The sequence below is a fragment of the Sinorhizobium sp. B11 genome (assembly GCA_039725955.1).
In the GTDB taxonomy this organism is placed as follows: Bacteria; Pseudomonadota; Alphaproteobacteria; order Rhizobiales; family Rhizobiaceae; genus Rhizobium.
The window spans coordinates 1,501,905-1,521,649 of the sequence record CP091033.1 but is presented as its reverse complement, the minus strand read 5'-3'; the positions used below and the strand labels follow the sequence as shown (position 1 = coordinate 1,521,649).

Genomic DNA, 19,745 nt, shown 5'->3' with positions numbered 1-19,745 from the left:
GGAGCATGCGATGCAGGTGTTTTGCGATTTCGACGGGACCATATCCAAAGAGGACGTGACGGATCTCGTTCTGGACCGGTTTGCGCGCGCGGAGTGGCGCGAGATCGAAGATCAGTGGACCAATGGCAGGATCACATCCGCCCAGTGCATGCACCGCCAGATCCAGCTGCTTCAGGCAAGACGCGAAGACATCGACGCATTTCTGGACACGATCGAAATCGACAATGCCTTTGGGGCTTTCAAGGCCTTCTGTGAAAAGAACGGGCTCGAACTCGTCATCGTCAGCGATGGCGTCGATCATTTTATAAGGCGGGTCCTTGCCAGGCATGGCCTGGATGACATTCGGATCATCGCAAACAGGCTGATTTCTCGCCCGCACGTCGGCATGCCTGAATTCGATCTGGGCTTTCCATTCAAGAGCGCGAGCTGCACCGCCGGTGCCGGCGTGTGCAAATGCGCCCAGGTGAGGCCGTCCGGCAACCAGGTCTATATCGGCGACGGCCGCAGCGACTTCTGCGTCTCCCACGAGGCGCTGCTTGTCTTCGCCAAGGCCAGGCTTGCGGATTACTGCCGCGCGAATTGCCTTCCTTTCATCCCCTATAGCGGCTTCGCCGAAATCCAGGCGAGTGTCGCAACCATCCTTTCCAGCCCGTCACGGCAGCCTGTTGTACAGGCCGTGGCAAAAACTGCGTGAGAAGAGGACTTCATGCGTTCCAACCTGAAACTTGCTGCCAATGTGCACCCCACCGCCTCTGAAGACGAGCTGCGACAGCTCGAAGAGAACTATTGCTCCCACGGCGATACGGTTCATTACTCGCAGAAGCCGAAATTCTTCGAAAGCTGCGATGGTTCATTCGTCTTTGACGCGGCCGAAACACCATTTCTCGATCTCCAGATGTGGTATTCCGCCGTCAATTTCGGCTATCGCAACGAGCGTTTGAACAATGCCGCGCATCGGCAGCTGGATCGGTTGCCGCAGGTTGCCTCGCAATATCTCCATCGCGAAAAGGTCGAGCTCGCAGCGCTGATCGCTCGGGATGCCGAACATAAATTCGGTTCGAAAGGTCGCGTTCACTTCAACGTCGGCGGCTCGCAGGCAGTCGAGGATTCCTTGAAGCTCGTTCGCAACTATACCGGCGGCAAGAGCCTGATGTTCGCCTTCGAGGGCGGATACCATGGGCGAACGCTCGGCGCGACGTCGATCACCTCGAGCTACCGCTATCGCCGGCGTTACGGCCATTTCGGGGAACGCGCCCAATTCATCGAATTCCCGTATCACTTTCGCGGACCGAAGGGCATGTCGAAGGAGGAATACGGGCACTATTGCGTCCAGAAATTCGCGCGGCTGTTTGAAAGTGAGTACAACGGTGTCTGGGATCCGAAGGCTGGAAAATCGGAATATGCCGCCTTCTACATCGAACCTATCCAGGGCACCGGCGGCTATGTCATCCCGCCGATGAATTTCTTCAAGGAGCTCAAGAAGGTCCTCGACGATCATGGCATCCTGCTTGTCGTCGACGAAATTCAGATGGGCGTCTATCGGACCGGAAAGCTCTGGTCGATCGAACATTTCGGCGTGTCACCGGATGTGCTCGTCTTCGGCAAGGCAATCACCAATGGTCTCAACCCGCTTTCGGGCATCTGGGCCAAAGAAGAGATGATCAACCCGACGATCTTCCCGCCGGGCTCCACGCATTCGACCTTCGCCAGCAACCCGATGGGCACGGCCGTCGCTCTCGAAACGCTGAAGATGGTGTCTGAAACCGACTTCGGCGCGAGTGTGATGGAAAAAGGCGCACACTTCCTCGAAGGCCTGAAGGAGCTGCAGTCGCGGCATCCTATCGTCGGCGATGTCGACGGCCTCGGCCTTGCCCTTCGGATGGAAATCTGCGGGCCTGACGGGTTCACTCCCGACAAGGCGACGCTCGACTGGATGTCCGACGAAGGCATGAAGGGTGATCTTGCGGTCGATGGCAGGAAATATGGATTGGTGCTCGACGTTGGCGGATACCACAAGAACGTCATCACCCTTGCGCCGAACCTGATGATCAGCCGTGAGGAGATCGAGCTTGCTATCTCGCTGCTCGACCAGCTTCTGACGCGCGCCGAGCGGAGATAGGACCTTGCAGCTCCTCCTTCTCCATCTCGATGATGCGTTGGAGTTGCAGCCAGACTTCGTGCATTCCTGCCAGATGGCCGGGGCGCACGAAGTCGACGACAAGGATAGCGGCCGCGCCATCAGGCTGTGGGGGCGCCGGCCGGACCTTGATACCGTCTGGCGCAACCTGGCGAAGGCCCGGCCCTCAACCGGTGAAGGCGCCCGCCTTTGTTTCATGGGATCGGGCGACTTCCATCATGTGACGGCTCTTCTTCTGTCGCAGGCCCTCGAGAATAGCCGCAAAGCCGTCACCGTCATCCATATCGACAATCACCCCGATTGGGTGCATTTCGATCCCGGCATGCATTGCGGTTCGTGGGTCAACAAGGCGCTCGAACAGCCCCTGGTCAAAAAGGTGATAACGCTCGGCGTTTGCAGCCACGACCTCAGGTCACCGGAGCGCAAGGGCGCCAATCTGGTGCCGCTAGCCGACGGCCGCCTTGAACTTTATCCCTATAAGCATCCGCCGAGCAAAGTGAAATCGCATTACGGTTCCGGCCCGAGTTTCAGCCAGATCGACGGAGCTCTGCACTGGCAATCGATATCGGAACTCGGCGAGAGCAATTTCCTCGACCGGCTTCTCGGCCGCATCCAAACCGAAGCGGTCTACGTCACGATCGACAAGGACGCTCTCTCCGACGCCGATGCCGTGACCAATTGGGATCAGGGCCGTATGCGGCTACCCTATGTCCTTTGGCTGCTCAGCGAAATCGGTGAACGGTACCATCTCATCGGAGCGGACGTGACCGGCGATTATTCGACGCCGTATTACGGCGGCGATCTCTACACGCGGACGATCAAGAAGGCAGAGGTGCTGATCGACCAGCCCTTCCGTCATCATGATATGAAGGCTGCCCGGAACATCAACAGTGCGGCAAACCACGCGCTGCTCGAAGTCCTGTCGGAGCTTATGGCATGACGACGGGACTGACAGCATGGACGTTCGCCATCATTGCCTTTTGCGTTCTTGCCGAAACCGGCCGTGAGTTGTGCTTCAAGCACGGCGCTGCAAGCGCGCTGCTCGAAACCCTGCAGAAACCGGTCATCTGGCTCGGGATCGTGTTCTGGGCGGTCGAACTGGTGATGTGGACACGCGTGCTGGAACAGGTGGCGTTGTCGGTGGCCTTTCCACTGATGGCGCTGAGCTATGCGGCGATCGCTTTTGCAGGCGCCGTTATCTTCAAGGAAACCATCAACCTTCGCCACGCTCTCGGCATCGTCCTGGTGACGGCCGGCGTGGTCTGTGTCGGAGCGACGGGACTATGAAAATCTTCGCGCACACGAAATGGGATGTCATGCCGGTGCTTGCCGCGACAGCGCATCTGGCATTCAACATCTATCTGATTGCCGGCTTCTCAAGCCGGCCACTCTGGCTGTCGGCTGTGCTCGGCGCAGTCTATGCCGTGTCGATATCGTGGAACATCAACAGCATCTCGCACAACTTCATCCACACGCCCTATTTCAAGCCGAAGTGGATGAACTATGCATTCAGCCTGCTCGAATCCGTAACGATCGGCTTTTCGCAGGTCTATTATCACTGGGTGCATATGCGCCATCATTCCGGCAACAGCGACCGTCCCAATGAAAACGGCGAGACGGTCGACCTCCTGTCGATCTACAAGCACGGCAAGAACGGCGAGCCGGAAAACGTCTTCTCCTACACGTTTCTCAGCTTCTTCCGCGATGATCTCGGCGACATCCATCGGGCGATTGCGAAGAAAAGGCCGTTCGATGCGAGATGGGCGCGCATTGAACTCGTATCGTTCTTCGCCTTCGTCTTCCTCGCTCTTGTCTATGACTGGAGAGCGACGTTCTTTTTCCTGCCGTTTTATTATTTGGGGAACTGCCTGTCCTCGCTCAACGGCTACTATGAGCATCTGAACGGCGACCCCGATGTTCCAATCGCCTGGGGCGTCAGCAGCCATAACGGCTTCTATAACTGGCTCTGGTTCGGTAACGGCTATCACGCCGAGCATCACTACCGCCCTAAGATGCACTGGACGAAGCTCAGTACCTTTCATGAGCAGATCAAGCAGGAGCAGGATGCGGCAGGCACGCATGTGATCAGCACCTGCCACGCGCTGGGTTTCATGGCGAAGGAGAACCGCCAGCAGGGAGAATTCCCGCATGTCGGCTGACAGTCTCTCCTTCTTTCTCGAGGGCACGAACGGCAAGGGCGTCATCCTTGTTCATGGGCTGACGGGAGCGCCGGCAGAAATGCGGCTTGTGGCAAGGCAATTCCATCGCCGCGGCTTCAGCGTCTATGCTCCCCTGCTGGCCGGCCACGGCGAAAACGAAGCGACGCTACGCCGCTCGCGCTGGGAGGACTGGCTCGACAGCGTCGAAGCCGCGGCTGGCTGGCTCAGCGAACGCAGCGACACGGTCTTTGCCGCCGGAATATGCGTTGGCGGCAAGCTGGCGATGATGGCAGCCGATCGTAATCCCCTGTCGATCCGCGCCGTCGCTGTCTATTCGCCCTGCTTCCACTACGATGGATGGGACGTGCCCCGCTATTATTCGCTGTTTTCGCCGCACATTCGCTGGATCTCGCTTATCCCATTCATCGACCGGCTGAATTTTCGGGAGACGACGTCCCTCGGCATCAAGGACGAGCGCATGCGCCGCATGGTGGCCGGCATGACGGGCGAGGGTATGCTTGAAACCTTTCCGGGGCGTGGCCTGATCGAAATGCATGAGCTTGGCCGGACGCTCAAAGCCCGGCTTCCCGAGATCAAGACACCGACCTTGATCCTCCATTCGCGCGAAGACGATCTCAGTGGCCCCTCGCACGCCCTGTATATCGCATCGCACATCGGCGGCCGCCGGGAATTGCGCTGGCTCGACGACAGCTATCACATGATCCATCTCGACCGGCAGCACAGACGGGTGGCTGACATGACGGCGGAATTCTTCGAGGCAGAATATGCAGCAGCAAGCGCTTAAAGTGCGGTCACCTGAAACACAGGTCTCAAGCGATCCGACAGCGGCAGTTGCGATGATCGTCCCGAGCATTCGCATGCTCGACCGCGGTGCCTGGGACGCCTGCTTCCCTGGGGAGATCGAGACTTACGACTATTTGCTTGCGGTCGAGGAAGCCGGTATCGACGGTTTCGAGTGGCGCTACGCGATCATGCGCGAAGGCGACGAGATTGTCGCCGCCATGCCGGCATTCCTTTGCCGCTACGCCCTTGAGACGACCCTGGAAGCTGGCCGCTTCCGCAGAACGGTGGAAGGCATCCGCCGCATCTTCAGCGGGTTCCTGACGCTCCGTCTTGCTTGCCTTGGCTCGCCCTGCACGGAGACTGCCTCCATCGGCTTTCATCCTGATATCGCGCAAGCCCGCCGGCCAAAGCTCTTTGCCGAACTCCTCGACGCTTTCGAGGCGCATGCGCGCATGGAAGGCTGCTCGCTTACAGCGCTTAAGGATCTGCCCCACCCTATCCCGTCAGGCCTGGAGCCGGTCCTGGCGGCAAGAGGGTACGCCGAGATTGGTGGACTGCCGACGGCATGTCTGGACATCGGATTCGACACGATCGACGCCTATTTCGCCGCACTGTCCTCGGCGACCCGCAAGGATATGCGGCGGAAACTGCGGAGCCGGCAGGAGGTACGGATCGAGTATCGCAAGGATTTCGATGATCTCCTGCCGCGCGTTATGCAGCTCTATCGCGAGACGCGCGAGCGGAGCGGATTACAGTTCGAAGAACTGACGCCGGCCTATTTTGATGGTGTGCTGAAAGGCATGCCGGGGCGGTCCTTCTGCGCGATGTATTTTGTGGGGGACGAACTGCTTGCTGCCAATTTGCTGATCCATGACAAGGACAGGTTGATCGACAAATTCTTCTGCATGGATGGTCAGAAGGGCAGGTCCCACAACCTCTATTATCTCAGTTGGTGCACCAATCTCGAATACTGTCTCAATCACGGGATTGGCCGCTATCAGAGCGGGCAGGCCTACTATCGCAACAAGGTTCGGCTCGGAAGCCGCTTGACGGCAAATGCGATGTATTTTCGCCATTCCAATCCACTGCTGCAATTCGCTCTCAAAATGATGTCGCCGCTGTTTGCGGCCGATGATGGCGGTGAGGTGACGGCGTGAGAGCGTTGCGGCCGATCTGGCTGATGGTGCCGCTCCTGAACATGGCGCAACAGATATTGCTGAAGCAGAGCGCTATCGATGCAGACAGAGCCGGCGGAACCTGGCTGATCGACATTTTGTCGTCACACTGGTTCCTGGCGGCGATTGTCGCTGAGATTGTCTGCTTTGCCATCTGGATGACCGTTCTCTCCGAGCTCGATCTCAGCAAGGCCTTCCCGCTCTCGGCCATCAGCTATGTCCTCATCATGGGCGTTGCCTGGATCGTCTTCGACGAGCCATTGCCGCTGCTTCGGCTCGCAGGCAGCCTTCTGATCCTGGCCGGCGTCTGGCTGATCGCAACAGCGTCGAGACCTGCCGGCTGAGCGGTTGAACTGCGGATTTCAGAAGCTGACGCTGAACGCCTTGGCGAGGGAGATGCCGATTACATTCTGATTCTCGCTGCCGAGCTTCGATGTGATCGGGCTGTCGGCAGCATCTCCCGTGAGGCGATCGAAGCGATCATAAATCTGCAGCGTTATGGTCGGGGTCACATCATAGGCGGCGGAGACCGTGAAGCCTACCGACTTCAAGCCGCCCTTGGCATCGAAGGAGGATAGAGAGCCATTCTGCAATGCTTCACTTGACGAAATACCGAAATACTCTCGCATATAGGCGCCGTTGCCGAACGAGGCGCGGGGGCCTGCAGAGAGCAGCCATCTGTCACCGAGCCGCTGGAACCAATCGGCGCCGATATCGATGACGAGACCGCTGCCGTTCGATATGGCCTGCCGGATTTCGGAGCGGAATCGAAGCTGATTGGGGATCGCCCAATATTGTGCAAAAACACCGGCATCGATGTCCCAATCCACCGAGTGGATGCCTTTCAAGCGGCTATCATCGGATTGCGAACGGCTGTCGCGAATGCCGACCACCGGACCCGCTTCGAAGCGTCCGAGATCGATAAGGCCATAATCGATATTGTCGTCCGGCGCGCTATTTTCGTCCGGCTCGTCGAAGCGCCTGATGTCGAAAGAGGGCAATGCGCTGAAGCTATCATGCTTCGAGCCCGGAAATTTGGGGCCATACTCGACGCTCGCGCCCAAAGTCACGATCCAGGTGCCGGAATCGGACTGGTTGGATGCGTCTTTCCTGTCAGCGGCAGTCGCCAGTGACGCGGTTGACAGCACGCCCAAGGCCGCAAAAAAAAGCGTAAGCCTCTTGGCTTTCGTTCTCAACGAGATTGATCTCCGGGTAAAGCATCGCCCCCAAGGCGCCATTACGTCATTGAAAATGGCCGGCAATGCGGGGCTAGTCAAGGTTGACTGTTCGATGGGAGGGTGGGTTCGCGTTCACAATGCAACTCCCGTGTCATCAGTGCAACAGCACGTGCCATGCTGAGGATAGATCGGTTTGGCTTTGCGGGTTCATCAACCAGCGGAGAAATATTCTTTATTGACCTCGCAAAAGGCGGGAAACTTGATGTCAGCATGACCAAATGCAGGTTGCAGGTCGCTGAATTGTGTCGTTTTCGCATCACTTTCTACAAGGTTGTAAAAAGCCGGTTGGCAACGGCGAATTGGTTCGCTACAAGACGCTAACCGCTTCAGATCGAACATAGGGAGGCATTGCATGACACCAGTATTCATCCAAACCTTCCCGCGTGGAATGTCCCGACACTAGGTCATATCCATTCGCGGTCCGCCTTGAGCGCTCGCGACATGCGGTTTTCTCTTTCTCCATAGCCCGATTGATCTGACGGGATCATTTCGTCTCCCGCTCGGGCTGTGCCATCGAACTCTCGATTTTGAGGAACCGGTTGCCGAAACACGGGCCGGGCTGGTTAAAATGACTCGCAAGAAGCTCGATTTCCGCGCCGACGCGTATCGCCACGTGCTCGGCTTTGTCTTTCATCATTGGAGCCATCGGCCGGCATTGGTCGGCATTATCATAGTGCTGGTGATATCAAGCACGCTTGCTGAAGTCATGGTGCCGGTGTTTTCCGGCCAGATCGTCGATGCCATTGCAGCCGGCAATGAGGCTGATCGCGCCCTGCGCGCCTTTGTTGTCGTCGTGGCTCTGGGCCTGACGAGCGTGGCCCTGCGCTGGTTCATCTTCAATGGCATTATCCGGCTGACGCTGCGCATCATGGCGGATGTCGTCAATAACGGCTTCCACAAGGTGCAGCGGTTCTCGACCGACTGGCACGCCAACAGCTTCGCCGGCTCGACGGTGCGCAAGATTACCCGCGGGATGTGGGCGCTCGACTCGCTCAATGACCTGCTGCTGGTAGCCCTGTTGCCGTCCATCGTCATGCTTGCCGGTGCCAGTATCGTTCTCGGAAGCTACTGGCCGGTCATGGGCCTTATCGTGATTGTCGGGTCGGTCATCTATATCGGTGTGACTGTGGCGCTTTCCATGGGTTTTGTCTCGCCTGCTGCAAGGCTTGCCAACGCCTGGGATACCAAGCTGGGCGGCGCGCTGGCGGATGCCATCAGTTGCAACTCGGTGGTCAAGGCATTCGGCGCCGAGAGCCGTGAAGAGACGCGCCTGGGTCATGTGCTGGCCAAATGGGACAGCCGCACGCGGCGGACATGGAAGCGCGGCACATCGAGCGGCACGATCCAGGGCTTCATGATGGTTTTCATGCAGGCGGGCATTTTGGGAACGGGCCTGGTCATGTGGCAGCGGGGATTGGCGACGCCCGGCGACATCACCTTCGTGCTGGCGATGTTCTTCGTCCTGCAGGGATATCTGCGAAATGTCGGCCAGGACATCCGCAATCTGCAACGGGCCGTCAACGACATGGAAGAACTGGTGCTGCTCGACAAGATGCCGCTCGGCATCGAGGACAAGCCGCATGCCGTGCCGATCGAGATTGGCAGAGGCGAGATCGTCTTCGATCGCGTCACCTTCCAATATGGCGCTCATCCCAATCCGCTTTATGAGGACTTTTCGGTCACCATCAAGCCGGGCGAGCGTGTGGGACTGGTGGGGCATTCGGGCTCGGGCAAGACGACATTCGTCAAGCTCATCCAGCGCCTCCATGACGTGAAATCCGGTTCGATCCGCATCGACGGGCAGGATATCGCTGAGGTCAGGCAGGCGAGCCTGCGCGGCCAGATCGCCATCGTGCAACAGGAGCCCATCCTGTTCCACCGCACGTTGGCGGAAAACATCGCTTATAGTCGCCCGAACGCATCGCGGCGTGAAATCGAGCAGGCGGCGAAACAGGCCAACGCGCACGACTTCATCATCGGCCTTCCCAAGGGCTATGAGACGATGGTGGGGGAACGTGGTGTCAAGCTATCGGGGGGGGAGCGGCAGCGTGTTGCCATCGCCCGGGCCTTCCTGGCTGATGCGCCGGTGCTGATCCTGGACGAGGCGACGTCGAGCCTCGACAGCGAGAGCGAGGTACAGATCCAGCAGGCCATGGAGCGCCTGATGGACGGCCGCACGACGCTGGTCATCGCACATCGGCTGTCCACCGTGCGGGCGCTGGACCGGCTGCTGGTCTTCGACAAAGGCAAGATTGTCGAAGAGGGCGACCACCAGGCACTGATCCGGCTCAACGAGGGCATCTATCGCCGGTTATTCGAACGGCAGGCGCTGGAGTTGACCAAGGGTCTGGTGGCCTGACGGAAAACACAGTTGGCGGCGCAATCGGTGCCGCCAATCCACTCTTGTCTCAGGAAGCTCTCTTGCCGGGTGGTCCACCCGGCAAGAGACAAGATCGCACAGAAGCACGCCTGTGCAAATACAAGGGAGATTGCAGGCTCAAGACGCGATCCAGCGGCTATTCCGTGCCTAAGCGCCGATGGTGCTGCACGATGTCGCCCGATGTCCTGAGGGCAATTGACCCAACTATTTCTGTGGACCGGATAGATCCGATGCATTCAAAGTTCTGTCGTTCTACCAATTGGGGGAGGGGAGCCGTCAACGATGAAGCAGATTTACACGACTCTGGGACCAAAGCGTCGCGAAGAACTCGGGATGATTCTCCCGCACGAGCATGTGTTCGTCGATCTTAGAACACCTGACCAGCCCGGCTATGGCGAGGCGGAGATAGCCGAAGTTGTGGCACTTATGGTCCCACAGATTGAGGCGATCAAAAGACAAGGCGTTACGCTGCTCGTCGAGTGCACGACGGGTGGCGTCGGAAGACGTGCTGACATTGATCTTGCTGTGTCGAAGGCAGCCGACTTCCCGATCGTCGTCCCGACCGGCAACTATCGGGAACCATGGATACCCGCCTGGATAGCCGAGGCTAGTGAGAGTGATCTCGAACAGTGGATGGTAAGCGAGCTCACCGAGGGGATGGAGGATACCGGTGTACTGGCGGGATGGATCAAGCTCAGCGCTGGCGACGACGGGATTACGCCGCTCGAAGCCCGTATCCTGCGCGCAGCGGCAAGAGCGTCCGCGCGGACCAATGCGGTCATCGGCTCGCATACGATCCGGGGACGCGTTGTGATGGATCAGTTGGACATTCTTCAGTCAGAGGGCTGCGCAGCGGAGCGCTTCATATCCATTCACACCCAGGAGGAAAAAGACTTCGGGCTTCACCGGGCACTGGTGGAGCGCGGTGCGTGGATTGAATACGATCATGTGGGAAGGGCTCCAGACCAAGAACTGGTAGCAATGATAATGCGCGCCCTTGAAACCGAGCTGGGCGAGCACCTGCTCATAAGCCACGATCTCGGCTGGTATGATCCCGCGCAGCCCGGTGGTGGAATCCCGCGACCTTATACGCACCTTGTCGAGAACCTGCTGCCAGCGCTCACAATCGCGGGCGCAAGCCAGGATGCGATCCGCCAACTCACCGAAATCAATCCCTTCGAGGCATTCGCGCGCTGAAGACAGGCGCAATTCTCGCTTCTGGATGCCGTTGCGGACCAATGAGGGACGGGGCTTTAAGAAATAGGTTTTCTTCCTGCCCCACGGATCAGCGTGTCTCTGCTGACCGGGATCATCAGGCATTTGGCTTGCCCGGTGAAGGCTGTCGTCTCAATGCCTCGCTCCGGCGCAACCGGCGATCACGGGTGCCACGGGTCGTGGTGAGAACATGTGACAAGATGTGAGCAAGATCCCTGAATTGTGGCAGGCGTTCGCCAATTTCGATGAACACATATGGTTAGTGGCTACACAGAGCCGCCTTTTTAGGAACACCACCATGTCTGTATTTCGCAAAATCGCCTTAACAGGTCTTATCTCCCTGACCCTCGCAGTTGGCTCCATCGCAACGCCCGCATTTGCTCACGGTGGAGGCGGAGGCCACGGAGGCGGAGGCCACGAGGGAGGGGGGCACATGGGAGGGGAGCACATGGGAGCGGAGCACATGGGGGGATTCGGTATGGGCCATTTCGACAGGGAAGGAAACCGCGGTGCGTTTTTCGCCCACGACCGCTTCAGGGATCGCGGGCCGTTCTTCCTGGGTAGCAACGACGACTATGATCGCTGCTATTGGCAATGGGACGCCGAGCACCCCGGGCGTCCGTTCAGGACCGAGGTATGCTACTAGTCGATGCGAAACGTAAGGTCCTTCTGACCAGCCGATGACTGGCACGAACCAAAACCAGCAGTCCACCGTGCTTGGCACTCCAACTCAAACCTTGCCGCAGCGTTCTTCCTGTAATGCTGCGGCAACGGCGATCGGCGGAGTCTAGGACAAGTGTGTCGTGCGCCTCGAAGCGTGCGGCATCCCTTACAGGTTCGCGGTGACACCAATGTGTCCGTCCACGGCTCTCCGAACTCAATCCATTTCTCTGGCGCGGTGCAACGACGGCCGTGCTTTTCAAGCGATATAAGGTCCAATCGATGTCAATGCGAAATAGCCTCAATCCCGGACATCATGTCGTCGATATCGACGGAATTCAGCAAAGCTTTCATGTCGCGGGCCAGGGGCCGGTGATGGTCGTTCACCCTGGCGGGCCAGGGATCCACTGGCAATATCTTCGCATGGGTTTTTTGGAGCACCATTTTACCATGGTCTACCTTGAGCCGATCGGCACCGGTGGCTCCGGCCGGTTGGCGGAGCACCCCCATGGCTATACCGTCGAACGCTTCGCCAAACAGCTTGGCAGGTTCCTCGAAACACTCGACCTTTCAAACGTCGTGCTTCTTGGTCATTCCCACGGAGGCTTCGTCATCCAGCAATATACGATCGAGCACCCGGATCGCGTATCGGCGATGATCCTGTATTCCTCGTCGGCCGTGACAGGGAGTGATTTCATGGTGGCGGCGGCAGACGGTGTTCGGAGTTTTGCTGATCGCCACCAGGTGGAGGGGCGGGCGGTACTGAGAGCGTGGCAGTCGGTTCCGAAAATGTCGAGCGACGAAGACTATACCGAGATCATGCGCGACCTGCTTCCCGCCTATTTTGCCGACGATGTCCACGAGAAGCTTGATCTCGGAGTATTCCGCTTGCGAATAAAGGCGACAATTCTCATCGGCAACAATGAGCCGTTTGACGTCCGCTCAAGACTTCAGGACCTTTCCGTACCGGCGCTTGTTCTGGTCGGAGCGCACGATTTCATATGCGGTCCGAAATGGGCAAGAACCCTAGATGACAGCTGCTCGAATTCGGAGCTGGTGCACTTCGCCCAAAGCGGTCATTTCGCGCACTTGGAACAGCCGGAAGAATTCTTGAACGCCGTCCTCGCATTTTCTGAAGCTCACAGGCTGATCCCGTGATGAAGTTCTGCCTGATCTGCTCTGTCAGCGCGAGAAGATTCATTCAAAAGTAGCTCTCGGAAATTATAGACATCGGCATCCCGGTTGTTTTTCGGTTTGACGATGGATCTTGCTACAGTTCTTCTTCTTCACAAGTGCTCGTTTATAGTCGGCGCCATCTGCTGTTTCTACGTCAGGTGGCGCTCCAGAGAGCCAGGTCTCGATTTTCTGGCGATCGGCGACGGCCTTCTTGCCGTTGCATCCACGCTTGCCGGGGTCGGAGAACAAGGCGTACTGCCATATGAGATCTGGACGCTGGCAAGTTTTTCCATTGGTGTCACAGGTTATGCGTTGATGACGACGGGACTGATCCAGTTGAGCCGTCGCGGGCGAAAGCGTTCGGATTGCCTTCTGGTGGGTTTCGCCCTCATCTTGTCCGTCGTTGTTGGTTTTATGCATTGGTATGCGGATAACCAAACGCGCGCCGCAATATTCAATGCGAACACTGCGGCTTTCCTTGGCATCTCCTGTGTTGTCATCTTGCGGGATTTCTTCCTCGACCGGCTGCCGGCGAGATTGGGTCTGCTTGCGTCACTCGCCGCTGCCATGGGCTTTTCGACGCTGGTCACTGTCGGAATGATCTTTCCGCAGTATGGGCCGGTCGAACCCCGCTATGCGTTTTTCATGCTTATCATTTGCCATTTCTCCGTTGCGCTTTTCGTGGTTGTCCTGGTGCAGGAACGCGCAGAAACTCAGCTCAGACGTCTGGCGAACACCGACGCGTTGACGGGAATCCCAAACCGGCAGCACTTCCTTGCATCCCTTCCGAGCGAGCTCAGGGACGGTGACGCCTTCATCATGATAGACATCGACCACTTCAAGAGCATCAACGATCGCTACGGGCATGAGACGGGGGATGTGGTTCTCGTCGGCGTAGCGCAAGCCATCGCCAATACCGCTGGACGCAACGTCACGTTCGGCCGCCTTGGCGGCGAGGAATTCGCGCTGTTTCTGCGCGGTCAAACCGAAGATGCCGCCGCTGCAGAGGCGGATCAAATCCGCATTGCGGTCAACGGCTTGGCATTTGCCTCCGGTGCGGAAACGATAGTGCCGACTGTGAGCGCAGGCGTCGCCATCTGGAGAGGCGATTGCGATGCACAGAAACTGCGGGATCGAGCAGACCAGGCGCTCTACCTCGCGAAGCGAGGCGGCCGTGACAGGGTCGAGATATATCCAGATCCGGCAAGCATGGAAGAATGTTCTTCAAGCGCGGCAACAGCCGCAGACCAGCATTCGACCGAACCCGGGCATCCCCGTCCAGGGGAGCTTGCCGCCTAACTGCAATTGTCAGTCAAGCCGGCTCAATCAGCCCCGCTCCCATATCCTCGTCTATCACTGGATATAAGCTCGCGTTTCAAGCAAGCCGAATGGGGATCGGGCATTCGATGCATCGAGACGATTATGTCGTCAGCGATAACAATGTGCGCCTGACAGCCCTGCGGTCGCGCGGCTATCCCGGAGACGCCAATGCTCGCCAAGCGCCGCGGCCTCTCCGGCTATTCGGTTGCGCGCACAGATGCGCGAAAGGATATTGTTGTCGTTGCTCCGATTGAGGGGGCGATGCTTCGGGACCGGTGTGAGCCAGAAGCCGATCCGGCAGCTGCAACGTCTTGAGGCGCGTATCGTCTTTGGGCAGAAGCTCCGGCGCCTAGTTTGAAAGAAGATGGCGCCGTCGGCTGGCAGTCTCAGAAAAGAACGAGCGACAGCAAGGACAAGATCAGTGCTGGAAACATGACGACAGTTCCGAGCTTGAGAAACTGCCACGCACTGACGTGCAGTCCTTCGCGGCGAAGGACGGTCAACCACAATATTGTTGCCAGCGATCCTGTCACGGAAAGGTTAGGACCGAGATCGACTGCGATTAGCACCGCTCCGGCAATCTTGTCTGAGACATGCGCCGCCTGGACCGCGCTTCCCGCAACCAGGCCTGCCGGGAGATTGTTGACGAGGTTGCAGACAACCGCAACAACCACGCCTGCAATGCCGGCCGCCTGTGTTTCCGACGCTGCCGCGAGTAGGGCCAATTGATCGGAGAGCATGGTTGTCAGACCGGTACGATCCAGCGCCTCCACGACGACGAACAGGCCTGCGACCAGAGGCAGGACGCTCCAGCTTACGCCCTTGAAGGTCTCGATCGGGCTTTGCCGGGTCAGTGCCAGCACCAGCACGGTGGTAATCGTGCCGGCGAGAAAAGTCAGCATACCCAAATCGATGTGCATAGCTGATGCCACGATAAGAATGACGGCCGTCAGGACAATTCCCCACCCGGCCAGCCGAGCGCTCGCGGAAAGGGTCGGCCGCGGCACGTTTTCAGCAACGCTGTCCTGGGCAAGCGCCTGGCGCTGAGTCCAGTAAAGGCAGCCGAATGTAACAACGATCGAAACGATCGATGGAAGCATGAATGTCGACAACCAACGCGCCAGGGGCGGCATTTCGCCACCCGCAAAGATCACCAGATTGGCAGGATTGGAGATGGGAAGGACAAAGCTCGCGGCATTGGCAATGAAGGCGCATATCAGCAGATAGGGCATCGGGTCCCGGACGCGGGCCGCCCGGCAGGCCGCGCAGACGGCTGGGGTAAGGACGACGGCCGTCGCATCATTTGAGAGAAAGACCGTCACGACAATGCCGACCAGATAGACAAGCACGAACAGGCGTCGGGAGGAGCCACGGGAGTGCGTTGTGGCGATCGCTGCAATCCAGTCGAACAGCCCTTCCCGGCGGGCGAGTTCCGACAGCAGCATCATGCCGATCAGAAAAAGATATACGTCGCTGCCTTTTAAGACGCCCGTGATGACGTCCTGTGGTCCGATCAGGCGAAAGGCAAAGAGCAGCAAGGCACCGAACATGGCCCATACCGCTTCCGGCCATCGAAACGGACGAACGACCACGCCCATGGCGGTCAGACCGGCAATGCTCCAGGTAATGGCGTGTTCTGTCATTCAGTCGCTGTTTTCAGTTGACGGGCCGGCTTTTATCAGCCGAGACGGCAGGCGCAAGAGAATTATCTCGGCGGTCCTTTGCGTAAGCCAATGGCAAACGTCGAGCAAGATGGCCTGCTGCAGTTGGAGTTCGACGTTTGGACGTCACCCGACAGAGGCAATCATTTGACTGAGGATCCGACCGATTGCCGTATCCGGGAAGCCGAGATCGCGAACGCTGCTCATGTGATTGGAGCCTTCGAGCCTTTCGCTGGTGACCGACAGCCCTTGCTGTCGCAGGCGCAATGAAAAGGCGTCCGCCTGCTGATGAAACGGCGGCGTTTCTTCAGCGCCGACCGCGATAATGGCGCGACAGCCCTGGTCAAAGGAGTGCAGCATCGGCGAAAGGTCGGCAACCTCTCTGTCGGTAATGGCGATTTCCGAGCGCAGAAATGATGATTGCAGGGGCTTCAGGTCGTAAAGGCCCCCCAGCAGGAGGGCTGCCGACACGCCCGAGAAAGCCTCCTGTCGATGAAGCAGGAAGCTCGCAAGATGCGCACCGGCGGAATGACCGCTGACCGTGAAGCGCGAGGCGTCGCCGCCGTGGCTCGCGATGTGTTGGAATACCCATTGCTTGGCTCGCCGAACCTGATCGACGAGCGCCTCCATCCTGACATGCGGCATGAGGGCATAATCGACAATGATCGCGATTGCCCCTGTGCCGGTAATGGTGTCGGCGACATAGGAGTAGTCGCGCTTGGAAAACATCCGCCAGTAGCCGCCGTGGATGAACATGTGCACCGGTCGTCGGTCGCTTATACCGTCGGGGTAGAAGACGTCCACGGTTTCACTCCCGCCTTCTCCGTAAGCGATTTCCCGCATACGCAGCCTTGCACGCGTCGAAGCACTCCTTGCCTTGATCTCCGACACGATGGCGTCGAATTCCGGCACATGTCCCCGTATGCGGAACGGATCGGTTTCCAAATATTCTTCCTCTCAGCCGTCAGAAACTCGCAGCGATATACTTGGCTTCCATGAATTCGGCGATGCCGTGATGCTGCCCGCCCTCACGGCCGAGACCGCTCTGCTTGACGCCGCCGAACGGTGCTGCCGGATCGGAAACCAGGCCCCGGTTGAGCGCGATCATGCCTGATTCCAGAGCGGAGGAAACGCGCAATCCCCGTGCCAGGTCGCGTGTGAAGACGTAAGCGGCAAGACCGTATTCGGTGTCGTTGGCGCGCCCTATCACCTCGTCCTCGGTCTCGAACCTGTAAAGAGGCGCAACCGGTCCGAAGATTTCCTCATGCGCCATCTCGACACCGTCAGGCATGTCGACGAGAACTGTGGGCGGGTAGAAGTAACCCGGCCCGGCGGAGGGCTCGCCGCCGCAGGTGACGCGGGCGCCCTTTGCTTTCGCATCAACGACGAGGCGGTCGATCTTCTCCACGGCTTTCGTCGTGATCATCGGCCCGCATTCGGTGAGGGCATCGACGCCCGCACCGACGTTGAGAGCAGACATCCTTTTGGCCAGCCCCTCTGCGAAAGACTGGTAGATTCCCGACTGGACATAGAGACGGTTTGCTGCGGTGCAGGCTTCGCCCGCATTGCGCATCTTGGCAACCATCGCGCCGTCGAGGGCCGCCTCCAGATCGGCGTCATCAAAAACGATGAACGGAGCATTGCCGCCGAGTTCCATGGAACATGAGACGACATGCTTGGCCGCTTCGGCGAGAAGCAGGCGGCCAACGCCTGTCGAGCCCGTAAACGAAAGTTTTCTGACGCGCGGATCCGCGAGAATGGCAGCGCTGAACGGGGCTGGAGTGCTCGTCGTCAGAACGTTGACGACGCCTGCCGGTACGCCGGCCTCCTCATAGATCGAGGCCAGCGCATAGGCCGTCAGCGGCGTCTCGCTTGCCGGCTTCAGAATGACGGTGCAGCCAGCGGCGAGGGCCGGAGCGATCTTTCGCGTCGCCATTGCAGCCGGGAAATTCCATGGCGTGATCAGCAGGCAGATGCCGATCGGCTGGTAATCGACAATGATGCGGTTGGCGCCCGACGGAGCGATGCCGAATTCTCCCGTAATACGGACGGCCTCTTCCGCATTCCAGCGGAAGAACTCGGCGGCATAGGCGACCTCGCCGCGGGCGTCGCGCAGCGCCTTGCCGTTCTCCAGGGAGATCAAGGTGGCAAGCATTTCGGAACGCTCGATCATCAGTTCGAAACAGCGTCGCAAAATCTCCGAGCGCTTGCGCGGCGGCGTCGACCGCCAGCCGGGCGCAGCCCGGGATGCGGCCTCTATGCTCGCCTGTGCATCCTCGACGGTGGCGTCCGCAACAGCCGCAAGAAGCGCCCCGGTCGAGGGGTCGGTCACATCGATCTTGCGCCCGCTTTTCGATTGCCGCCAGTTCCCGTCGACATAGAGGCCGCGGGCCGTGGCCTCTATGTCTGGCAAGTGGCGGTCGGCCTGTGGCATTTGCTGGGCAATAGTCATTTTGGTCCTCGAATGTTTAGAGGGCAGAGGCGGCAAGATCGCCGTCATAGGCTGCACGAACGAGACGCTTCATGGCGTCGATGTCGAAAGGCCTCGGGTTGTTCTTGATCAATCTGTCGATGCTGAGTGCCTGTTCGGCAGTCCAGTCGAGCTTGTCGGCGGAAAGCCCGAGATCGGCGAGTGTCGGTGTGATGCCGATGGCTTGAAAGAGCCTGCGGATCTCCTCAATGGCCGCCTCCGCCATTTCCTGCGTCGTCCTGCTCGTTGAATCCAGACCGAGCGCTCGCCCGATCTCAGCCATTTCGGTCATCGAGGCGGAGCGGTTGTAGTTCATGACGTAGGGCATCACCGTTGCGACGCCAAGCCCGTGGGCCGTATGGGTCAATGCGCCTGCGGGATACTGGATGGCATGCGCCGCTGCGGTACCGGCCGTGCCGAATGCGCAGCCGGCAGCAAGCGAACCCATCATTACGTCGGCGCGCGCATCTTCGTTCGATCCCTCCTTGCAGGCCTTTTCCAGACTGCGTCCCAGGAGCTTGATGGCGAGGAGCGCGAAATAGTCGGTAAGTTCACTCTTACCGATGAAGACATGGTTTTGTGGCAACAAGGGGTCGGCGCCGCGTCGGGCGGCCGTGAATGCCTCGATCGCATGGGTCAACGCGTCCGCGCCCGCGACGGCGGTCAGACCCGGCGGGCAGGACATTGTCAGTTCCGGATCGCAGATAGCGGCTGCGGCGATGAGATAAGGGCTCGATATGCCGACTTTCAGCGTCCGATCCGGGTCGGAGATGACGGCAACCGGCGTCACCTCTGAGCCGGTACCCGCCGTGGTCGGCACAGCGATGATCGGGATTGTCGGACCGGGAACCTTGAACTCGCCATAGTAGTCCGCAAGGCTTCCGCCATGGCTCAAAAGCAGGGCGGCGCATTTTGCCATGTCGAGGCAGCTTCCCCCGCCTATCCCTATCACCATGTCGGGCTCGAAGCTCCGCGCCTCCTCGACACATAGCGCAACGGTGTCGCGCGGCACATCCGGTAGGACCCGGTCATGGACCAGTGTCTCGATCGATGCCGCGTTCAGCGCGGCCACAAGCTCGGCGAAAATGGAAGTCCCTGCGAAGCGCTCATCCGTGCAGATCAGCGCCCTTTGACCAAGTTTTTTGGCAACCGAGGGCAGTGCAAAACGTTGGCCCTTGCCGAACAGGATTTCTTTCGGGAGCCGGATAGCCGCAAAGAGGGTCATTGTACTGGCCCTTTCACCAGTTGGGGAATGAAGAAAGACCTTGAGGAAGTGTCGTAAAATTGGCGCGCGATTTCCTTCGCGCTTATCCAAATGACCCTCATGAAACCTCCGATATAAAATCCTAT

General features: G+C 58.9%; 18 protein-coding genes. 12 read left to right on the top strand and 6 right to left on the bottom strand.

Features of this window, described 5'->3' with window-relative positions:
- Window positions 1-10 precede the first annotated feature (10 nt).
- From LVY75_06780 to LVY75_06745, 8 genes are read left to right on the top strand one after another with little or no spacing between them, the layout of a single operon-like run.
- Window positions 11-694 carry an MtnX-like HAD-IB family phosphatase gene (locus tag LVY75_06780; GenBank protein ID XAZ19843.1) on the top strand — a complete coding sequence of 228 codons (684 nt, stop codon included), beginning with the start codon at window positions 11-13 and terminating at the stop codon, window positions 692-694.
- 12 nt (window positions 695-706) lie between these two features.
- On the top strand, window positions 707-2,119 hold the full coding sequence (locus tag LVY75_06775; protein XAZ19842.1) for an aminotransferase class III-fold pyridoxal phosphate-dependent enzyme: 1,413 nt from the start codon (window positions 707-709) through the stop codon (window positions 2,117-2,119).
- Between the two features lie 4 nt (window positions 2,120-2,123).
- The gene (locus LVY75_06770) at window positions 2,124-3,077 is read left to right on the top strand and encodes an arginase family protein (protein XAZ19841.1); all 954 of its coding nucleotides are present in this window, start codon (window positions 2,124-2,126) and stop codon (window positions 3,075-3,077) included.
- A complete protein-coding gene (locus LVY75_06765; GenBank protein ID XAZ19840.1) occupies window positions 3,074-3,424 on the top strand; it encodes an EamA family transporter in 351 nt (116 codons plus the stop codon). The genes LVY75_06770 and LVY75_06765 overlap by 4 nt, the downstream gene beginning before the upstream one ends.
- Entirely contained in the window at window positions 3,421-4,296 is an 876-nt protein-coding gene (locus LVY75_06760) for a fatty acid desaturase (protein ID XAZ19839.1), read from the top strand. Before LVY75_06765 ends, LVY75_06760 begins: the two co-directional genes overlap by 4 nt.
- A complete protein-coding gene (locus tag LVY75_06755; GenBank protein XAZ19838.1) occupies window positions 4,286-5,101 on the top strand; it encodes an alpha/beta fold hydrolase in 816 nt (271 codons plus the stop codon). Before LVY75_06760 ends, LVY75_06755 begins: the two co-directional genes overlap by 11 nt.
- Window positions 5,102-5,153: 52 nt before the next feature.
- Entirely contained in the window at window positions 5,154-6,257 is a 1,104-nt protein-coding gene (locus tag LVY75_06750; GenBank protein ID XAZ21349.1) for a GNAT family N-acetyltransferase, read from the top strand.
- 5 nt (window positions 6,258-6,262) lie between these two features.
- Window positions 6,263-6,619, top strand: a complete 357-nt coding sequence (locus LVY75_06745; protein ID XAZ21348.1) for an EamA family transporter — start codon at window positions 6,263-6,265, stop codon at window positions 6,617-6,619.
- An 18-nt stretch (window positions 6,620-6,637) separates the two neighbouring features.
- Here the strand turns inward: LVY75_06745 and LVY75_06740 are convergent, their stop codons facing one another.
- Window positions 6,638-7,471 (bottom strand): MipA/OmpV family protein, encoded by an 834-nt coding sequence (locus LVY75_06740; GenBank protein XAZ19837.1) that lies wholly within the window; start codon window positions 7,469-7,471, stop codon window positions 6,638-6,640.
- 192 nt (window positions 7,472-7,663) lie between these two features.
- A complete protein-coding gene (locus tag LVY75_06735) occupies window positions 7,664-7,882 on the bottom strand; it encodes a hypothetical protein (protein ID XAZ19836.1) in 219 nt (72 codons plus the stop codon).
- A gap of 199 nt (window positions 7,883-8,081) precedes the next feature.
- On the opposite strand from LVY75_06735, the gene LVY75_06730 reads away from it, so the two are divergent.
- The 4 genes from LVY75_06730 to LVY75_06715 all read left to right on the top strand — a co-directional run bounded on the left by LVY75_06730 (window position 8,082) and on the right by LVY75_06715 (window position 14,243).
- The gene (locus LVY75_06730; GenBank protein XAZ19835.1) at window positions 8,082-9,872 is read left to right on the top strand and encodes an ABC transporter ATP-binding protein/permease; all 1,791 of its coding nucleotides are present in this window, start codon (window positions 8,082-8,084) and stop codon (window positions 9,870-9,872) included.
- 303 nt (window positions 9,873-10,175) lie between these two features.
- Window positions 10,176-11,090 (top strand): esterase, encoded by a 915-nt coding sequence (locus LVY75_06725; protein ID XAZ19834.1) that lies wholly within the window; start codon window positions 10,176-10,178, stop codon window positions 11,088-11,090.
- A gap of 960 nt (window positions 11,091-12,050) precedes the next feature.
- Window positions 12,051-12,926, top strand: coding sequence for an alpha/beta hydrolase (locus tag LVY75_06720; GenBank protein ID XAZ19833.1), 876 nt, complete (start codon window positions 12,051-12,053; stop codon window positions 12,924-12,926).
- Window positions 12,927-13,028: 102 nt separating this feature from the next.
- Window positions 13,029-14,243 (top strand): GGDEF domain-containing protein, encoded by a 1,215-nt coding sequence (locus LVY75_06715; protein XAZ19832.1) that lies wholly within the window; start codon window positions 13,029-13,031, stop codon window positions 14,241-14,243.
- Between the two features lie 407 nt (window positions 14,244-14,650).
- On the opposite strand, the gene LVY75_06710 is transcribed toward LVY75_06715, so the two are convergent.
- The 4 genes from LVY75_06710 to LVY75_06695 form a co-directional block, all read right to left on the bottom strand.
- The gene (locus LVY75_06710; protein ID XAZ19831.1) at window positions 14,651-15,907 is read right to left on the bottom strand and encodes an arsenic transporter; all 1,257 of its coding nucleotides are present in this window, start codon (window positions 15,905-15,907) and stop codon (window positions 14,651-14,653) included.
- Window positions 15,908-16,051: 144 nt separating this feature from the next.
- On the bottom strand, window positions 16,052-16,870 hold the full coding sequence (locus LVY75_06705; GenBank protein XAZ19830.1) for an alpha/beta hydrolase: 819 nt from the start codon (window positions 16,868-16,870) through the stop codon (window positions 16,052-16,054).
- Between the two features lie 19 nt (window positions 16,871-16,889).
- A complete protein-coding gene (locus LVY75_06700) occupies window positions 16,890-18,377 on the bottom strand; it encodes an NAD-dependent succinate-semialdehyde dehydrogenase (protein XAZ19829.1) in 1,488 nt (495 codons plus the stop codon).
- 16 nt (window positions 18,378-18,393) lie between these two features.
- Window positions 18,394-19,620 carry an iron-containing alcohol dehydrogenase gene (locus LVY75_06695; protein XAZ19828.1) on the bottom strand — a complete coding sequence of 409 codons (1,227 nt, stop codon included), beginning with the start codon at window positions 19,618-19,620 and terminating at the stop codon, window positions 18,394-18,396.
- Between the last annotated feature and the right edge of the window lie 125 nt (window positions 19,621-19,745).

Coding starts and splice junctions, on each gene's coding strand:
- LVY75_06780 (XAZ19843.1), top strand. CDS start 11: ATGCAGGTGTTTTGCGATTTCGACGGGACCATATCCAAAGAGGACGTG.
- LVY75_06775 (XAZ19842.1), top strand. CDS start 707: ATGCGTTCCAACCTGAAACTTGCTGCCAATGTGCACCCCACCGCCTCT.
- LVY75_06765 (XAZ19840.1), top strand. CDS start 3,074: ATGACGACGGGACTGACAGCATGGACGTTCGCCATCATTGCCTTTTGC.
- LVY75_06760 (XAZ19839.1), top strand. CDS start 3,421: ATGAAAATCTTCGCGCACACGAAATGGGATGTCATGCCGGTGCTTGCC.
- LVY75_06755 (XAZ19838.1), top strand. CDS start 4,286: ATGTCGGCTGACAGTCTCTCCTTCTTTCTCGAGGGCACGAACGGCAAG.
- LVY75_06750 (XAZ21349.1), top strand. CDS start 5,154: ATGATCGTCCCGAGCATTCGCATGCTCGACCGCGGTGCCTGGGACGCC.
- LVY75_06735 (XAZ19836.1), bottom strand. CDS start 7,882: ATGAATACTGGTGTCATGCAATGCCTCCCTATGTTCGATCTGAAGCGG.
- LVY75_06730 (XAZ19835.1), top strand. CDS start 8,082: ATGACTCGCAAGAAGCTCGATTTCCGCGCCGACGCGTATCGCCACGTG.
- LVY75_06725 (XAZ19834.1), top strand. CDS start 10,176: ATGAAGCAGATTTACACGACTCTGGGACCAAAGCGTCGCGAAGAACTC.
- LVY75_06720 (XAZ19833.1), top strand. CDS start 12,051: ATGTCAATGCGAAATAGCCTCAATCCCGGACATCATGTCGTCGATATC.
- LVY75_06715 (XAZ19832.1), top strand. CDS start 13,029: ATGGATCTTGCTACAGTTCTTCTTCTTCACAAGTGCTCGTTTATAGTC.
- LVY75_06710 (XAZ19831.1), bottom strand. CDS start 15,907: ATGACAGAACACGCCATTACCTGGAGCATTGCCGGTCTGACCGCCATG.
- LVY75_06700 (XAZ19829.1), bottom strand. CDS start 18,377: ATGACTATTGCCCAGCAAATGCCACAGGCCGACCGCCACTTGCCAGAC.
- LVY75_06695 (XAZ19828.1), bottom strand. CDS start 19,620: ATGACCCTCTTTGCGGCTATCCGGCTCCCGAAAGAAATCCTGTTCGGC.